This window comes from Pseudomonas sp. NC02 (genome assembly GCF_002874965.1).
GTDB lineage: Bacteria > Pseudomonadota > Gammaproteobacteria > Pseudomonadales > Pseudomonadaceae > Aquipseudomonas.
In genome coordinates this window covers 3,170,016-3,187,121 of record NZ_CP025624.1, presented here as the reverse complement: position 1 = coordinate 3,187,121, position 17,106 = coordinate 3,170,016, and the positions used below count along the sequence as shown (strand labels likewise).

Genomic DNA, 17,106 nt, shown 5'->3' with positions numbered 1-17,106 from the left:
CCGGCAGGCCGGGTTACTAGGGCTGAATAGATAACGCGCACGGTGAAAGAGGTTTCATCCAATTCAAGGAGGCCCGTAGGCCCCCAAACTCTCGCCCCATGGCTCATGCTGAAAGATCCCCCCACTGGTATCGCTTCACACCGTTCTCATCGAACACCTTGCCACCGGCGTTGTTGATTACCTGGCGTGCCTGGCCGCCGAGCGGGCTGTTGATTTCAAATGTCCCGTCGAAGAACAACTTCCAGCCGGTAATACCTGCCTGGTAATTGTTCGACTGGATGTAGTTGCCGATCTTGGCGTTGGTGATCGTCCCGTCCTGAATCATGGCGGAGCTCATGAACACCTGACCGCCCTGAACTACAAACGGCGTGGTGAAAGCACCACCATCGATTGTGTTCACTACGGCAAATCGATCAGCACTCACCAGGAACTGGCTTTGCAGCAAACCATCAGCGCCCTGCTCGATACCCAGTCCAATCCCGGCGGCAACATACTGGCCGTTGGCATTGACCTGCATTTTGACGGACCACATGGTGGAAAGCTTTCCATTGGTATCAGCCTGAGCCCTTGCTGTTACCTGAATCGCAGCCTTGTTCTTCACCTCGCTGATTGCGCTGGCCAGGTCCCCCTCGTCGGTACCGTCCCGCCCGCCGCCAACAACAGCTTGAAGCGTGGTGGACTGTGAGGCGACGGCCTTGTTGGTGTCGGCCAGGGAATCGGTAACCGTTTGAACGGCTGCCGAGTTCTCTGCAACCTTGGCCTGTGTCGTATCGATTCTTTGGCCGAGCGCGGTGTCCGCATTCGCCCGTGCGATTTCCTCCTGGCTGATCGCCGCGCCGTTATTGCCGACGGTGACCCCAACCTGATCGATGCGAGTCCCAAGAGCACTATCGGCATCAGCCCTCGTCGATGCCTCACCGCCAATCGCAGCAGTGTTGCCGTCGACGCTGCTTTTCAACTGATCCAGTCGTGTCGCCGTTGCAAGGGTTTCAGTGGCTACCACCTGCTCAAGCGAGGTAAGCCCGGCCCTGTTCTGCCCTACCGCCGCATCCAGCGACGTGGTGCGCTCAACCAGCGCTCGGTTGTCCGAGGACTGAACCTTGACCTGCTCAGCGAACTTGGCGGTGGCATCCCAGCCTTTCAGGGCGTCCGCCAGGTCGCCCTCCCCGCTGTCCTCCCTCCAGCTCGCCTGGAGCGATTGCAGGGCGGAGGCCTGTGCCGTGACCTTGCCGTCCACGGTGTCGATGGACGCCTTGTTCTGCTGGATCTGCAGCGCCATGGCCTGGGTTGTCTCGGCAATGGTGCCGATATCGAACCAGTACTGGGCATTGGGAGGCGTAGTGTTTTTCGGTACCGGCGCGATGGCTTGGTACAGGTGCTGGCCCTGCCGCACTACGTCGCCGGCGGCATAGGTTTTGGTCGGATCGTAGACCAGGGCGTCCGTGATCTGATCGATCAGGTCTTCCAGTTCCTGCTTGGCCTGCTCCAAGCGATCGTTCACAGACCCCGGACCGTCGCCGGAGATCAACTCGATCTCCTTGACCAACTCCTGAGCCAGTTCGGTTTTACCAATCTGGCCGGCAATCAAGTCCAGGATGGGGCCGGCCTGCGAACTGGCCTGCCCAATCACACCGTTCACCACCGGATAGAACGGCCCGATGTTTCCCGTCCGGTCCACCAGGCGCGCCCAGAAGAAGAACCGAGCGCCCGCCAACAGCGATTGCATGCGGTAGTCGGCCTGCGGATACGCCAGATCGGCCAGCTTGGTAGCGGCTCCAATATTGTTTGTAGGGCCATACCACAGCTCGGTGCGCTGGGTATCCTCGGCACCAGCAGGGAATCCCCACTTGATGCCGATTCCGAACAGCTCACTGGTGGTGGTCAGGAATGACACCGCAGGCGGCAGGCCGACCTTCCCTTTCAGGTTGGTCAGGTTGGAGCTTTTCCAGATCGACGATATCTCGAAGGCGCTCACCGAGCGGACCCGGGCCAAATAGGCGCCCGAGTAGATGCCGGGGACGTCAACACTGGTCGAGCCTGTCCGCTGAACCTTGATCCAGTTTCCGCTGTCCTTGCGCCACTCCACGTCATAGGCGACCGCACCGCTCACCGCAGGCCACGAGATGTTCATGGTGCTGATGGCAATGCCCTGATTCACGGCGTAGCTCGACGTCAGCGTGACGCTGGCCGGTGCTGGAACTACCGTGATCGGGATGACGCTGATCGGCCGTTCTTCCAGCCGGGCGCCGGTGTCGATGTGCGCAAACTTGCTCGGGTCGTACTGCACAGCCGAGATTTCGAACACGCCAGGCTCTGGCCGGGAAACGCTGGTCACCCGGTACAGTGGGATGGCCAGGTCGTCAGCGTCGAGCGCCCACACCAGTTCGCGCTCAGGCGGCACGGAGTACGCCGTGGTGACCGTGACCTGGCGGCCGCTGACCAGTTGCACGGTGCGCCCCTCGCACTTGCCGTCGGGCAGGTTGAGGATCAGCCGGTCACCGGGCTTGGCCTGGGTGTCGCGGTCCAGGGTGATGACTTTGCCATTTACGGCTGAGATGCGCCCGCCCACGGGCCGACCGGCCAGCAGTTCGTCAGCGATCGGAACGACGTAGCCAGGCAGAGGGATACGTCCGTCCAGGCCGACACGAAACGTTACCGCCCGGTCCTTGGAGTTGGTGAGCAACGCCCACTTGCCGCGGCGCTGCGCCTCAGACTCACGCGTGCAGCCGATCGCGCTGATCTCCAGCGGGTTATCGCCGTAGCGCCGCTGCAGCTTCTGATCGGTCACCGCCGTGACGTCGGTGTCGTAGTTGTTCGCCGGATTGTCGTAGCTGACCAGCGCCCGGCTGTAGCGAGTGCGCTCCGATGCGCTCGAATAGGTGAATGGCTGACGCCCCTCAGTGATGACGTTCGCACCGCTATAGGCGAAGTCGTAGTCAGTGGCGCGCGGCATATCCGACAGGGTGAACACCTGGCCCTGGGCCCAGTAGGTCATGCCCCGGTAGATCGCTGAGATGTCGCGCAGCAGAGACCAAGCATCGGCCTTGCTCTGCAGGTTCAGGTTGCAGATGAAGCGCGGCTCCTGACCACCCTTCCCATCCGGCACAAATTGGTCGCAATACTGCGAGATGCGGTACAGCTCCCACTTATCGACCATCCACGGCTTGATACGGCGGCCGAGGCCGAAGCGGTCGTTCGTGGTGATGCCGAGCGTCGCCCAGGTCGGATTGTTGGTGTAGGACTCCTTAAAGGTACCGTCCCACACACCGCTGTATGTCCGAGATGCCGGGTCATAGTTGCTCGGTACCGACCATTTTCGAGCCTTGCAGCCCACGGTCACAGCCGGGATGCTGCGAAATTGCTCAGCAGAGAACTCGATATAGAGCAACGCGGTGTTCGGGTAGCGGATCTTGGCGTCGATCACCTCAGTAAACCCAGCGATCTGCATGGTGTCGGAGATTTTGTTGTTGTTCTGGTTGATCGTCAGGCGCGTGATGCGCATCAGCCAGCCAGAGGTAGCCTTCGGCAAATCGATTCGGCGGGTGCGCTCGTACACGCTGGTGGTCTTACCGTCGACAGCTTCGCTCAGCACCTGCTGGTACGCGCCGCCGTCGGTTGCCAGTTCGACCTTGTATTCAATCCGGTACCCGTTGATGTTGCCGCCGGCATCTACAGACTGGAGCGCCGGCCAGGCGAAGCGCACGCGCACGGCGGAAAGCTGGGTGTTGCTGATGGACTTAACCCATGGCGTGCCGCTGCGCAACTCAGTGCCAATCGTGGATTCGTTCTCAATCGACGGGATGCCCTGGATATAGGTCTGGTCCACCGCACCGGTGCGCCATTCCCACTTCACGTTCGGGAAGTTCATATTGCCCTGAGGGTCTTGCAGCGGGGTGTTGTCGAGGTAGATGTCGCGCGCCGTAGGCGTGCCTTCGAATTCACCCTCACCGATAGCGATGAGCATCTTGGCAATAGCGACCGAGCGCAGACTGTCCGGGGCTTCCGTTGGCGTTTTTGGTTTGTCTTCGCCGCCCTTGGCGCCGTGGATATCAATCTTGAGTGCTGCGCCCATGCTTTTCTCCAGGCAATAAAAAACCGCCTCATGGGCGGCTGCTGTGTTTCAGGTATTGGCTACATCTGGTCTTCTGCGTAAATCGCGGCACTGATGATTGCGCCGCCCCAGCGTCGCTCGCCAATGCAGAGCGGTACCGGGTTGCCGGAAGCCGTTGTGTTCTTCGCGCTGCCGAAGGCGTAGCCGGGCGTGTTCTCTGGCGCAGCACTGGTCTTTAGTCCGCCGGCCTGGGGGCTGAGCATTTGGATTACGCCGCCGGCGACTAGTCCGATGCCCGCTCCAATTAACGGGGTGCCGAACGGAGTTGCCGCGAAAATAACCCCGACAACAATCAGGATCGCGCCGACGATGGTCTGAAGGACCCCGCCGCGCTTGCTACCCACCACTACAGGAGCAATCCGAATGTCGCCGGCGCCGCTGTAGCTCAACTCTTTCTCGCCGATGTTGCGCTTATCGCGAAAGACTGCGAACTCCAGACCTCGCGATTTGGCGTTCGACAGGAAGCGTTCAAATCCGGGAATCTGAATGCACAGAGCCTTAATGGCCTCGGCAGGCGATTTCACCGCAAGCCTGAAGGACTTTCCGAACTGACGTAGCTGCCCGTGCAGTCGAATGGTTGTCATTGGTTGGTAGTTGATCGCTGATGCCTGCATCTTATTTCTCCGGGCAATAAAAAACCGCCCGGAGGCGGCTTTATGATTTTCGTTTTTCAGTTGTAGTCGACATAGGGGCCGATGTAGAAGCCGCCTATATCACCGCTGATCCTGTACAGACTTTCCTTCCCAGGCTGTACGGTCGCCGCAATAGTTCGGATCGCCGCGCCAGCACATAGACCAGATCCTGCCAGGCCAGCGCCGAGATTTGGCGATCCCGGCGAAAGGTAAAAGGTGGCGCGCTGACCAGTACCAATTTTCGCAGCCTTGCGCCCATCTACATAGACGACGATATCGCAGCCCGAACCGACGGCGCCGGAGTCGCGCACAACCGTGATTTTCCCACTTTCGCCAGATGGCTTGGACTGAAAGGCATAAACCTCATCCGCCGGCACCGGCTTTGCGTCGCGCACTGAAATTGCCGTTGAGGCACACCCCGCCAGCATCGCCACCGCTACCGCCGCTATCAAAATTCGCATGTCGTTCCCTCTTTGGTTTGGCGGGACTGTAGCACCGAGGAGGGAGATGCAAAAAGCCAGATAGGTTGGCACCTACCAGAACGACCTGTCTCTAGTAGGTCATCGTTTTGAGCTTGTGCACTAGCCAAGCAGCATCTCCACCACAGCTGATGCTGTCGTAAAACATTGTTGAGTCAGCGTAGAAGACATTGATCTCATTCATCACCGCAGTGATCGCATGAAGCATCTCTTTAACTAGAGCTCTGCTGACACCGCCCAATGGTCGTGCCGCTCGATCATAGAAATACTGCTGATCCTGGTGCGCTATACGCTTGTTACGGTGATCCCTAGCATGCGTTGCTTTTACCAAAGCCTCTTCACAGAGGTCTGAGACGCGTCCGCGAAGAGTGTCATCTGCAATCAAGTCAGGCAGTGACTGGATGGAAAGGTTTTTGTTCTTACCGGTCTGTGCGGGGTCGGTCAGCTTCGACACTCCCAAAAGCACGCTATCCCACAAGGCGTCTTGCACAACCATGAAGAAAAGACCGGCCGTCTCATTCAGCATTTTTACGGTATCTTCGCCCTCACCGAACAGTTGCGTGTATTGCTCCCATACAAGATGCAATTCGAGAACCTGTTGATTAAGGTGCCAAAACGCTGTTCCAAGCGACTCGCCCATGGTTTCCACATGATGGGCCAGCACTTCTTCACTGTTTCTCGTTGTCACGTCGCCTCCATTCCCGGATCTATTGCGGACAACATAACTCGGACCTGGCCAGGCATCCAGCGTGGATGGAATGCCAGTAACGCCGATATCCATTCAGATAGTAGCCTCCTGCCTTCACGCAAGGATTCCCCCAGTCCTACGCCTGCAAGCCCAAGGACTGGGGTTGCGCCAATTATGGCGCGAATAAAGATATGGAGGTTAATGTGAGTGACGGTGGTTTCAAGCCAAGAGAGCCCTTTAGCATCGATTGGGAACGACAATACAACGTGGGCCCTTCAGACGAGCATCTGCATGCGATGGGGCAGTTCATCGTTAATTACTCAGCGGTCGAATGGCAAATTTCTAACCTCTTTGCTTTTTTCCTAAAAATGCCGGTGGCTGACGCTCAAAAGCTTTCAGTTGAAGCCAACATCTCAATGGCGGGGATGATCAGGTACGTCCAGGGGCGAATATCCGATTCAAAAACCCACGATCAGCAGGCAACAGACGATCTGCTATACACGCTAAAGGCTTTCGACGCTGTAAGCAGCCTCAGGCATAAAATCGTACATTGGCAATGGGGCCTAAATGAAGGAGCAACAGCCTCATTAACCGATCTGATCAAGCCAAAGAACGCCAATAAATCAAACGCGATTCTCAAAATAAGCGAGCTAAGGGATCAGTGTCATAAGCTCATGAGAATCTTGCAGGCGATTTCGTTGAATGGTGAGATCCTTAGAGGCATTACGACGCGCGCACAGATTCTAGAAATCCGCACAGGTACATCGCCTGAAAAGCTCTTTCGACCGTAAATCGTGAGAGCGGCCGATCATCGGTCTCCTCAAGGACCGCCAGCCCGGCTTCAACCATCGAGGGTGAAACCGGGATGTCTTCTGCTCGCAAGGGCAAATGCGACGGAGCCGGCCTATCTGTTTGCATACCTCGCTCCTGCGGCCACGCCGCGTCATGTAGGTTGTTTTGCGTCTTTGTGCCTGAGGATCAGGCGTGTTCTGTCATGCCAGGGGCCGCCGTAGACGATGATCTCGGACGGCCTGCCGTACAGGTGGTGCAACAGGAATGGCCCGGGGCCGAATGTGCCTGACTCTTCGCCGGGCAGTTCCGGATCGGTACCCAGGTAAATCCCGGCGTGGTTCGGATGAACCGTCCGCCCGACGTGCATGACGACAAGATCACCGCGCTGCGGCCGGTCGACGCGAACAAAGCCAGCGGCCTTGGAATGTTGCTCGTACAGGCTCATGTTCTCCGCGCTCTCCCACCAGCCATCAGTGCGCTGGAAGGCCTCGAACTCGATCCCCCATTCGCGCTGGTACCAATCAGCGCAAACCTGCCAGCAGTCCCAGGCGCCATGTACAAACGGCCGCTTGAGCAGTGGCGTGCGGCCCGTTGGCGTGATCGTCCGCAAATCCCCCTCGGGCCACGACAGAATGTGCCAGGGCAAAGCAGTGGCTTCGCACATGGCCAGGTCATGAGGTGAAGGTCTGCTAGTTGCGTCCGGGTGCGAATGGACAATGCCGATCACCTCGCCTAGGTCTTCCGCCGCAGCGTAGTCCTCAGGATCAAGTCGGAACTCTTCGTTCGGCTCAGTGGCGATGTTCCGGCACGGGAAGTACTTCTGCGCCCGCCCTACGGCCAGCAGCAGGCCGCAGCACTCGCGCGGATACTCCTCTGCCGCATGCGCCTGGATCGCCGCAATGATGTGCTTGCGCATGGTCAGCTCCTGGCTATCAGGGACACGGCAGGGAATCCGCCGAAGGAAAGTTCGTTGTTCTCGCCGAAGCGCAACTTGCAGGACGACAGGCAACCCTTGCACTGATCCTTGGCCGGGTCATCCGTGGGGTTGTCCTCATCATCGAACATGGCCGCACCGGTGTAGCCGCAGTCCGGCCCCCGGTAACCATTGGTCATGGCCCAGTGGCAGAAGGTCGTCATCTGGCGCCCGGGCAGACCGTGGTTATCGATCTCGCCCGGGGACGACAACTCCCAGACCACCGCTTCACCGTCCTCGCTGGTTTTCTGGTCGATGTACCAGATCTCCAGCCCTTCCTGAGTCGGGTCAGCAGTCGGGTTGCCTTCGGGAAAGTTGGCCGCGTCCAAGTACTGGGCCAGGGTCTCGCGAACAGTCAGCTTGAACTTCAGCATGTCCTCGAAGGCCAGGCACAACGCAGTGACGCGCCCGTTGATGTTGCCGGCGGCGAACGTCGGCCTGGTGGCCGTGCCGTCGCTATTGGACCGGATACCCTCAATCTGCACTGGCCATGCCGCGTACTCAGCGCCCTGCCACCAAATTGACCTGGCCGGCAGGTCCTCCTCCGAATGCTCATAGGCCAGCAGCTCCTCGGGCGTGTGAGGGATGGCGTGACCGTGGAAGCGCAGGTAATCCGCGCCGTATTCGGTCCCGTCAATTTCAAACAGGCGAATTTCGGCGCCGGGCTCCAGTTTCTGGATGTCCGTGATCAGTGCCATGGAGGGTTATCTCAGGGGTGAAAGGTTTGTTCAAAGGTCGCGGTGATCGCGTAGACCTGGCCGCCGCGGTGCACTGGCTTGTAGCCGTTGCACTTGTAGAGACCGAGATCGCCAAGGGGCGGCTCCCAGAGGAAGCCCTTTGCGCCCTTATGCCGGTCGATGAAGTCCATGATGTCCTTGATCCGGCCCTTCATGCCGGTGAAGGTGACTGGCCAGGACTGGGATTTGTTATTGATCCCGTCCTCGGTCGACTGCGCGTAGCCATCGGCAAACTGCTTCGTGCGCACACGCTGTTTGATATCGCCCTCGACGCCCTTTTCAGTGGCCCAGGTGAATCGCTCGATTGCCATAAATCATCCTTTTACGTTTCGGCTGCTCACGCCGCCCTGACGCCAAGACTTGGCGATCTCTTCTGTTGCGATTTGCCGGGTACGCGACTCCATGTTGCGCTGGAACATTTCGGCGTCGAACTCGGCACCGTCCGGGCGGCCGGCCTCCTGGTCCGTCAGGATGATCGGCATGCTGAGGCTAAGGTTTACCCCGCCACCGCCGCCTCCAACCGCAGAAACGCCCAGCTTGCCGTTGGCTGTGCGAGTGAGCGGCATGATTGCCTCTTCGCCCGCCTCGCCCATGACCCCTGTCTTGCCCCCGGCCATGCCGAACGCAGTTGGTTTGCTGACGATTGTGTTGGTGAAGGCACCGCCGTCGGCGAACATCTGCACACCGCCCGACCAGGCGCCACCCTTGGCCTGAATGCTGCCCGGGGTGAAGTTTGAAAGGTCGGTACCGGTGTACCCGGCCTGACTTGCCCCGCCAGAGCCGCTGCCGCCGAAATAGCTCAGACCTGCGCCAAACAAGCTGCTGAGTAACTGTGAGCTCGCTTGTCGAGTGGCAATGCGCGCCATGTCCGCAAGGATCGACTTGGCGAAGTCCGAAAACGATGCCTTGCCGGTCATTGCAAAGTTGACGGCCGCGTCCTCCATGCTGCTGAAGGCGTTGCCGAACAGGCTTTTGGTCTGGCCGGCAATGTTCTTCGCCGAATCCAGGTAGTTGGCCCAGGCCGACGTCGCGCCCTTCGTCCAGTCGCCCTGGGCGCTCTCCACATCCGCATAGTTCTGCCGGATCTGGTCAGTGGCGGCCTTGTTCGCATCTGCTAGCGCCTGGGATTTTCGCTTGAACTCCTCCTCCGACATGTTGCGCGACGGGTCGGATTTCTGGTTGGCCAACTCCAGCGACTGCTGAGCAAACCGGTCTTGCTGGCTGTTCAGTTCGCCGTTGAGTGCGTTCTGGCGGTCCCCCTGGCCAACGCCGAGTACTGCGCGTTGGCCGGCAAGTTCCAGGGCTCGTTGCTGCTGAGCCAGGGCCTGCACGTAGGTGGTGATTGACCGCTCCTGCTTGGCCAGACGCCCGGTCTCGTTGGTAGCCAACACTTCCAGCTGGCTGTCCGCCTCCTTCTGCGCCTTGACCATCCCTGCGCGCGCGTCAGCGATCTTCTGGTCCAGCTGGATGCTCTGGGCAGCAGTCGTGGACTTCTTGCCTTTGACCGCCTCCAGCGCGGCAATCTCGGCCTCATAGGCTGCTGTCACCTCGTCGCGCTGGTTGCCGATCAGGGCTTCACGCTTCAGCGCGTAATCGGCCTGAGAAATGAGCCCGGCCTTCTCCGCGGCGTCCAGTCGCTTCTGGGTGTTTTTGTACTCATCAACGATCGCTGCCAGGTTGTTCTTGGCATCATTGAAGCCCGTCAGGTCAACCTGAGTGCCGGCTGTTTTCGGGTCTTTGAACTTATCGTTGATATTGGAAATATTCTTGTCGATCGCCGACTGATCGAGCCGCGAGTCCTTCGGGTCAACCTTGCGGATATCGTCGAGTTGCCGCCTATATTCCTTGATCGCCTCAGTGCGCTTTTGCTCGTTCGTCCACGACGACTTGGTCAGGGCATCGATCTTGGCCATCGACGAAACGGCATCGCCCTGCGCCTTCGCCTGCTCGCCTTCCCACTTGGCGATATCGGCCTGGGCAGCCTTTTCGTCCTCAAGCATGTTCAGGCGGTTCTGCCGGAACTCGATCAGGGCATCCTTTGACTTTTGATTTTGAAACAACCCATCCATATTCTGGGCTTCGAGCAATCCGGCCTTCGCGTCCTCAATGTCCGAATTAATGTCCCGACGTCCGGCGTTTTTCAGTCCATCTGCCGCCTTGGCAACTGCGTTATACGCCCGCTCCCAGAAGCTCAGGTTTTCCAGAATCTTGGGGGTGCGCTCGTTGATTGCATCGGCGTACGAATCGGTAGCCAGCTTCACAGCGCCGGCGTGATCGCCCTGCTGCTCCAGTGCGGCAATCTGCGAGTAAACCGAGGCAGTCAGATAGTGGTACTGCTCGTTCAGCGCAGCAGAGGCCTTTACCGGGTCGTCTGCCAGCTTGGAGAATTCGGTGACCGTCTCGCTCACGGCCTTGCCGGTGGCTTCCTGCATCGACACGGCGGCCTGGGTGATGCCGGTGAAGCTGTCCCCGGCGATCTTGCCGTTGTCAGCGAGCAGCGCCAACACTGCGGCGGCCTGGCCGGTCGTGCCCACCGTTGCGCTTACCTGGCGCGCCATATCCCCCAGTTGGCCAGCGCTCACTCCCGCGTAGTTGCCGGTGAGGATCAGCGACTTGTTGTATTTGTCCTGCTCTTCGCTGCCCTTGTAGTAGGCAACTGCCAGGCCGCCCACGGCTGCGGTGGCCAGGGCCAGCGGCCCCAGAATGGCAAGCAGCCCAGCAGCGCCTGCCCCAGCCCCGGCGCCCAGTTGCGCAACCGCACGCACACCACTCCCCCAGTCGCCCGAGGAAAGCGCATTGCCCAGCTGCACGACGTTTTCCTGCGCCTGGCGGGTGCCTAGGCGCAGCTTGTCGAAGCCGGTGGTGGTCTTTTCGAGCTTGGCATAGTCCTTGTCGATCTTGCTCAGGGCAGTGTTGTACTCATCCTGGCTGATGCGGCCGGCGTCCAGGTGTATGCCCAGTTGCTCGACCTGCGTGTCCAGCTTGGCCAGCGCGCCACGGGCCGGGTCAATCGCCCCCAACAGGCTGTTGAGAGCCTTCTGCTCATCCATCGCGGACTTGGCCAGCGCGATCTGCTGCTTATCGAGCTGCGCCGAGATCTTCGCGGCCTCGGCCTCGCCATAGGCGCCGGTCTTGGTCAGCTTGGTGAGTGCGTCACGCTGCTTCGCTAGATCCTGCGTGGTTTTGGCGCTGGTAGACAGCGACTTTTCCAGGGCCTGCATTTCGTTCATCAGGCTGGCAGCGGATTGCTCGGCCCGGCCACCGGCCTTCGCCATCTCATCCAGGCTCGTTTTTGCCTGGATTGCATCGGCCGAGTCGATCTTGACGCCGAGTTCTGCAATGTTCATCGACTCACCTTGAATAAGTGCCCGTGGTTACGGGCTGTTTTCCCTTTCCTCCGCCATGACGCGCAGGGCTTCGCCTTCCAGCACCTGAAGGTCAGGGAAGATTTCAGCGAGTTTCTTTTTCTTGATGCCGAGGAAGCCGGCCACGTCGCGGATGCTGCTGTAGTCGAGGCCGATTGCGCCGTTAGCGCCCGCTCGCCACTGTGTGCGCATGCTGCTGAACAGGCGGAGTGGCGGCCAGTTGCATGGCCAGACCTCGACATCCTCATCGTCAAGATCGGCAGCCGTCAGCCCGAGAACACCCAACTGCTCAGCAGAAGGGCCGCTTTCGTACATTGCTTTGGCTGCCGCTATCAGTTTCCCAGCCGGGCCTGGCTGAACGCACTCTGATAAGCGCACACGACTGCTTCGGCGGTGCCATGACAGGACTTAACAAGTGCCTGAATGCTCTTGTCGTCGAATTTGTCATCGAAGCCCCAGCCAACGACCAGATCCTTGATCTGCTGCACTTGAAGTTCGGTCTCCGCCGCAACGACATCGGACAATGTGGTGTCGTTACCAAAACTGGCGCGCATCTCCTTTCCCTTTGCGCTCCAATCATCGAACAGAGCGGCAAGCCCCGGGCGATCCCGATACTTGAAGGTGAACTCGATTTTCTCGGGCTCCTCCCCAACAATTGGAATCAGTACGAGCGCCTTGAATGTCGGGTTCTGAGCGATCCTAATCTTTGCCATGGGGACCCCTTATGCGCCAGCCAGGTATCGGAGCGAACGAGCAGAAAGCCCGATGCTGATGGTGCGCGTCATCACGTTGTTGCGCTCCATGGTCGGGTCCGGAGTGATGCTCACGTAACCCGGGTAGAGGATCTGATCGCCGTTACGCAGCTTCATCCGGACCACCGCCAGCTCCTTGGTATCGTCATATCCTTCAACGGTTTCTACGTATTGGGCAGTTGGCTGGTCCTCTACCACAATGGTGATCGTGGTGGGGTTGCGATTGGTTGGAAACTGCTTGTCGTCGTCATCCTCAAGGTAGCCGACAGTTTGATACTGCTGCTCGCCGCCGGAGGATGTGAAGGATGTGACCTTCGAGATCTGCGTCCAACCGGACACAGGGATCACCGAGCCAGCCCCAGCACCGGCTGTGTACTTGTCGGCATTCGTAGTATTCAGCCCGGCCAGAGAAAAAGCATCGGCGGTGATGCCAGATGCCTTTACTGCGCGGTCATTGATCAAGGCCCAGCCGGAATTGATCAGCAGGACATCGCCGTTTTCGATGGTGTGACCTACAGATGCGGCGACTGGCGGCTTGGCATTTGTCAGGGCAGTGAACGGTACGACAGATCCCAAAACGCTGGCGATCTCCAGCACAGCGCCGTTCGGCAGCGGGAAGCGTGCGGCCATGGTGTATTTCCTCTTGAGTGCCCGCCTGACGGCGGTAGGTTATGCCCCAGCGGGCAGTTGGTCTGCGACACCCAGATAGGTGAAGCTGGCCGGGACCGTGTAGGTCGCCGACTCGGTGATAGTTGGCCCCTGATCTACCGGCTCCGTGATCAAACCCTCGAACCCGTTGCGGGCCAGCGGCGTGTCGACGCGAAATAGCCGTGTCAGTTCGTCAATGAGTGTCTCGGCGGTTGCCATAGCCTGCGCAGAGGGGCAGACGATGCTGATCTGGTAAACACCTGAGTACTCGTAGGCCTCCCCGCCGAGATAGCGGCATGTGGTGCCGGCCGGAAGCTGGAAAGCCCGCAGATAAGTTTCAGAAGAATTCGGTGTAAACGGTTGGTTCGAATAGGCCACTCGTATCGGGCGCGCAGCCGCCCATGCGGCCAGCTTGTTTTCGATGGCCTGACGGGCGCGTGCGTGACTCATACCTGGTTGTTCCTGATGGCCTCCAGCACGATCTGCTGGAAGCGAGCCACAGTTACCCGGACCATGCCGCCGGGGGCCTGAGTGGAATGGCCGAACTCCAGCGGGATCGCGTAGGGCAAGTTATTGATGATGTAGGCGATCTGGCCGGCGGTGAAGTCGCTCATTGCGGCGACCAGGGCAGCCACTGTCTCGGTACCGCTCGGGTCGACCTCGTCGAACGTGACGCTCTCGACCACGCCGAGTGATATGTGCCAGTTCGCACGGAACCGGCCGCCGACGTAGCCTTCAGGCGCCTTAATGTCCATGCCGTCGTTGAGCTTGCGGCCCTTCTTGAGCCTGCCGCCCTTCGTGAGGTTGGCCGGGTCACTACGCAGCGCGCTGTTGTGATCGTCGACGGCCTTGTTGTACTGGGTGGCCACTGCGTTCTGCGCCCAAATCTCCGGGTTACCCACGGGAGACATGCGGATCAGGCTGCTTCCGACCTCGATGATGATTTCACGCACGCTGGCATCGATGGCTTCGCTAGTCTGGGCGGCGAACTCGGCCAGGCTCAGGGCGAAGCTGCCGGATTGAGTCGCCATGTCATTTCCTCAGTTGCGCCGTCCACGTCGCATCAGCCGGGTCGGCGGACAAATTCATCACCCGCAACCCGTTGACGATATCGCCAATAGCCGGGGCAGCCGGCACAGCCGTTGGCACGCCGCCCTCTGACACGAACAGCTCGTTTTGCAGCACAAGCAGCTTCTTGTCGGTCGTCTGGATCAGAGAGCCGTCGATTTCCTTGGACAAGTAGCTGCCAAGAACGCCGCGCCCCGAGTACGTCACGGTGGTCTCCGGCGTTTCGCCACCCCAGTCTGGATCGTACTCGCCCGCGACCTTGCGCACGCCTGTCACCGGTTTCACCGCGTCGGCCAGGCCATCAGGATCGTCGAACGCTTCAGCCAGCTCGGCCTGGATCTCTTCGCACATTCCCATGATCAGATCCTTTTCAGCATCATCACGCCGGAGCGCTTGATCCACGGCTCCAGTAAGGCCAGGGCGAAGTTCACGCCCGCCGACTGATCGGTAGAGCCCGCCACGTAGGTCTTGCTCACCGATGTGCCGGACTGAGCCGAGACCGTCTTGCTCTGCACTTCCTTCTGCGTGGCCGTGTACAACTTGCCCGCCGCCGCCTCTTTGGCAACCTGGGCGCCGGCTGTTTTAATCTCGGCCGGGACCGGATCGGGAACGGCCCGCTTAATCTTGGCCGTGAGCCAGGCATTGGCCATGGTCACAGCAAGGACCGGATCACCGGTGCCAGCCCAGTCAGGACCCAGCGAGGCATCAACATCGGCAACGGTGATGAAGTCGGTCATGTGCTTGTCCTTATTCCGCTGGCACCAAGGCCTGCAGGTCTTCTTTCTTGGCGGTCGCGTCGAAGGTAATGCCCTTCGCGGTCAGCCACTCTTTCAGCTCGGGGACCTTCATTTTGAGAGGGTCGGTTTCAGGGGTTTCCTGCTCCTTGCCGTCGGAAACCTTGATGCCGGCGGCCTGGTAAGCATCGAAGATATCCGGCGCATCGCCATCGACGACCACCTCAGTGGCGGAACCGATGACACCGAAGAATTCGCTCAGTAGGCGGTAGCACACGCCGCGCTCTTTGCCCGGCTTGTCCGTGTAGATCACTTTCATAAGTCACCTCAAAAGCATCCCAGCGCCCATAAAAGCGCCAGGTTGTGTGGGCCGGATTACGGCGTGGTGGTACCGCTGATGACCGCGGCGAACGGAACCTGCTTGCGGCTAAACACGCGCTGCCAGTTCGCAGCAGCGGCGTATTGAGTGGCGGTCGGGCTGAGGTTCTGAGCCTCGGAACCCTTCCAGCTGAAGCCAGCCGGCTGGAGGATGTAGGTCTTCCGCTCCCACAGCACCTCGGCACCACCGCCGTTACCGCCGCCTGGCTTACGCTCCAGCTCTACCGGCACCTTGGGAGTTCCTTCGCCGTAGCCGAAAGCGCCTTGGCCGAAGAACACGGACAGGTACTTGCCAGCGCCATACACCAGGGCGTCGTCCATGAAGACTGGCTTGCCGAGGTAGGTGGCCAGGATGATCTTGCCGTCGGAGTCGCGCAGGTACTCGATGAGGTCCTGCTTGACCATCTGGTTCATCACCACGGAGTGCACGCCGATCGCGCCGAACTGGTCAGCGGCATCGCCGGCGGTGAACGCAGCATCCTGGAAGGCATTCGCACTGATGGTCGCGCCCGCGTCGATGACCATGTCACCGCCGTTGTTCGCGATGTTCGAGGCGATGATGCCGCGAGCCGCGCCCAGGGTGTAACGCTGCCACTGGCGGGTCCAGTAGGTGCCGAAGCGGTTGCGGATTTGCTGCTGAGGCTCAGTGTTGGCCAGCTCAGCAGTCAGGTCGGTTACGCCGTAGCCTTTGTTGAGGTACAGGACGCGGGCACGCATGCTGTCCTGGGTGACTTTGCCAACTTCGCCCTGGTCGTTCGGGTCATCGTTGCTGATGTTTGGCGCCTCATCAGCGTTGAGATCTTGCCAGTAGCTGATCTCGGCGGTGCCCTGGCTGCCGGAGGCGATCGCGTCAAGCACAGGAGAGCGGGTCACAATGCCCGACTCATACACAGCGGTCTTTTCCGGGCTGTTAACCGGCGCCAGCGAGGCGTAGTAGTCGCCGACGAAGATGTCGGTCAGTTGGGTAGTTGCCATGGATTAGGTTCCTTTGGTGGCCTGGATTTTCTTGAAGAGCTCGGGGTTGTCACGGGCGATCGCAGCGCGCTCGGTTTCCGTGTACTCACCCCACTTTTTCGTGGCCTTGCCACCGTTGTCGCCGGTCTGCCCGGCACCCTGAGCCCTTGGCCACAGGTGTGTTGCTGTTTCACGTAGGGATTCCGCCCACTCGAGCGGTGACAGCGGGGTTTTCCCGTCCTTCCCGTAAACGACCTCGCCGTCACGGTCGGTGGCAATCGCCTCCCCGTCTTCACTGAGTTTGAAAGTGCCCCGGGCGCGCAGAATGATGTCCTCGGCAGCCTCAGGGAGGGCGCCAGCCTTGATGGCAGCAGCGCGGATGGAATCGGCCAGGACCTTGTCGCTGTACTTGGCAGCGAACTGCTCGGCCTTGTCGGCACGGGCTTTCTCGGCGGCCAGCTTGGTGTCGTAGTCGGTGCGCAGGCGTTCTGTGCGGCGGGTGATGACCTCGTCCAGCTTGCCCTCGGCAATCAGCTTGGTCTCTTCATCCTGGCCAACCTTGGTCAGCAGCCCTTTCACGGCGGCGATGTCCAGGCCTTCAAACTGGCCCTTGAAGCCGTCCAGTTCTGTTTTAGTGGTCCGGAGCGAGCCAAGCAGCTCGGTGTTTTTATTCTTGAGGCCCAGGGTCGCCGCTTCCACCGCATCAGCGATCGCGGATTTAACCGCCGGGTCTTCAAGATCAATCTGGTTTTCGTCTGCCACTTGGTGCACCCCTTGGGTTTGGTCGGCCCGCTT

At 59.9% G+C, this 17,106-nt stretch carries 19 protein-coding genes; 1 reads left to right on the top strand and 18 read right to left on the bottom strand.

Translation table 11 applies throughout. The annotated features are described in order from the left end of the window. Nucleotides 1–103: 103 nt before the first annotated feature. The 4 genes from C0058_RS15185 to C0058_RS15170 all read right to left on the bottom strand — a co-directional run bounded on the left by C0058_RS15185 (nt 104) and on the right by C0058_RS15170 (nt 6,003). Nucleotides 104–4,072, bottom strand: coding sequence for a phage tail protein (locus tag C0058_RS15185; protein WP_102368973.1), 3,969 nt, complete (start codon nt 4,070–4,072; stop codon nt 104–106). A gap of 59 nt (nt 4,073–4,131) precedes the next feature. After that, nucleotides 4,132–4,725, bottom strand: a complete 594-nt coding sequence (locus tag C0058_RS15180) for a tail assembly protein (RefSeq protein ID WP_102368972.1) — start codon at nt 4,723–4,725, stop codon at nt 4,132–4,134. A 56-nt stretch (nt 4,726–4,781) separates the two neighbouring features. Further along, the gene (locus tag C0058_RS15175; protein ID WP_102368971.1) at nt 4,782–5,204 is read right to left on the bottom strand and encodes a hypothetical protein; all 423 of its coding nucleotides are present in this window, start codon (nt 5,202–5,204) and stop codon (nt 4,782–4,784) included. Between the two features lie 91 nt (nt 5,205–5,295). After that, nucleotides 5,296–6,003, bottom strand: coding sequence for a hypothetical protein (locus C0058_RS15170; protein WP_256579606.1), 708 nt, complete (start codon nt 6,001–6,003; stop codon nt 5,296–5,298). A 110-nt stretch (nt 6,004–6,113) separates the two neighbouring features. On the opposite strand from C0058_RS15170, the gene C0058_RS15165 reads away from it, so the two are divergent. Further along, nucleotides 6,114–6,701, top strand: a complete 588-nt coding sequence (locus tag C0058_RS15165; protein WP_158660295.1) for a hypothetical protein — start codon at nt 6,114–6,116, stop codon at nt 6,699–6,701. A 152-nt stretch (nt 6,702–6,853) separates the two neighbouring features. Here the strand turns inward: C0058_RS15165 and C0058_RS15160 are convergent, their stop codons facing one another. Genes C0058_RS15160 through C0058_RS15095 form a run of 14 tightly spaced genes read right to left on the bottom strand, consistent with a single transcriptional unit; the run spans nt 6,854 to nt 17,073 of the window. Beyond that, the gene (locus C0058_RS15160; protein ID WP_102368968.1) at nt 6,854–7,618 is read right to left on the bottom strand and encodes a C40 family peptidase; all 765 of its coding nucleotides are present in this window, start codon (nt 7,616–7,618) and stop codon (nt 6,854–6,856) included. Between the two features lie 2 nt (nt 7,619–7,620). Next, nucleotides 7,621–8,373 (bottom strand): phage minor tail protein L, encoded by a 753-nt coding sequence (locus tag C0058_RS15155; protein WP_102368967.1) that lies wholly within the window; start codon nt 8,371–8,373, stop codon nt 7,621–7,623. Between the two features lie 11 nt (nt 8,374–8,384). Then, entirely contained in the window at nt 8,385–8,723 is a 339-nt protein-coding gene (locus C0058_RS15150; RefSeq protein WP_102368966.1) for a phage tail protein, read from the bottom strand. Nucleotides 8,724–8,726: 3 nt separating this feature from the next. Beyond that, a complete protein-coding gene (locus C0058_RS15145) occupies nt 8,727–11,759 on the bottom strand; it encodes a phage tail tape measure protein (protein WP_102368965.1) in 3,033 nt (1,010 codons plus the stop codon). A gap of 27 nt (nt 11,760–11,786) precedes the next feature. Next, on the bottom strand, nt 11,787–12,092 hold the full coding sequence (locus C0058_RS15140; RefSeq protein ID WP_102368964.1) for a DUF1799 domain-containing protein: 306 nt from the start codon (nt 12,090–12,092) through the stop codon (nt 11,787–11,789). 17 nt (nt 12,093–12,109) lie between these two features. Beyond that, nucleotides 12,110–12,490 carry a phage tail assembly chaperone gene (locus C0058_RS15135; RefSeq protein ID WP_102368963.1) on the bottom strand — a complete coding sequence of 127 codons (381 nt, stop codon included), beginning with the start codon at nt 12,488–12,490 and terminating at the stop codon, nt 12,110–12,112. Nucleotides 12,491–12,499: 9 nt separating this feature from the next. Beyond that, nucleotides 12,500–13,159, bottom strand: coding sequence for a phage tail protein (locus C0058_RS15130; protein ID WP_102368962.1), 660 nt, complete (start codon nt 13,157–13,159; stop codon nt 12,500–12,502). A 39-nt stretch (nt 13,160–13,198) separates the two neighbouring features. Further along, nucleotides 13,199–13,627: a phage tail terminator-like protein gene (locus tag C0058_RS15125; protein WP_102368961.1), complete on the bottom strand. Its 429-nt coding sequence runs from the start codon at nt 13,625–13,627 to the stop codon at nt 13,199–13,201. Further along, a complete protein-coding gene (locus tag C0058_RS15120) occupies nt 13,624–14,208 on the bottom strand; it encodes a hypothetical protein (protein ID WP_102368960.1) in 585 nt (194 codons plus the stop codon). The genes C0058_RS15125 and C0058_RS15120 overlap by 4 nt, the downstream gene beginning before the upstream one ends. Nucleotide 14,209: 1 nt before the next feature. Beyond that, the gene (locus tag C0058_RS15115) at nt 14,210–14,602 is read right to left on the bottom strand and encodes a hypothetical protein (RefSeq protein ID WP_102368959.1); all 393 of its coding nucleotides are present in this window, start codon (nt 14,600–14,602) and stop codon (nt 14,210–14,212) included. A 2-nt stretch (nt 14,603–14,604) separates the two neighbouring features. Further along, nucleotides 14,605–14,982, bottom strand: a complete 378-nt coding sequence (locus C0058_RS15110) for a hypothetical protein (RefSeq protein WP_032877402.1) — start codon at nt 14,980–14,982, stop codon at nt 14,605–14,607. 10 nt (nt 14,983–14,992) lie between these two features. Continuing rightward, on the bottom strand, nt 14,993–15,298 hold the full coding sequence (locus C0058_RS15105) for a HeH/LEM domain-containing protein (RefSeq protein WP_102368958.1): 306 nt from the start codon (nt 15,296–15,298) through the stop codon (nt 14,993–14,995). A 56-nt stretch (nt 15,299–15,354) separates the two neighbouring features. After that, nucleotides 15,355–16,332 carry a major capsid protein gene (locus C0058_RS15100; RefSeq protein WP_003218352.1) on the bottom strand — a complete coding sequence of 326 codons (978 nt, stop codon included), beginning with the start codon at nt 16,330–16,332 and terminating at the stop codon, nt 15,355–15,357. Between the two features lie 3 nt (nt 16,333–16,335). After that, nucleotides 16,336–17,073, bottom strand: a complete 738-nt coding sequence (locus C0058_RS15095; RefSeq protein WP_168197508.1) for a hypothetical protein — start codon at nt 17,071–17,073, stop codon at nt 16,336–16,338. Nucleotides 17,074–17,106: the final 33 nt, after the last annotated feature.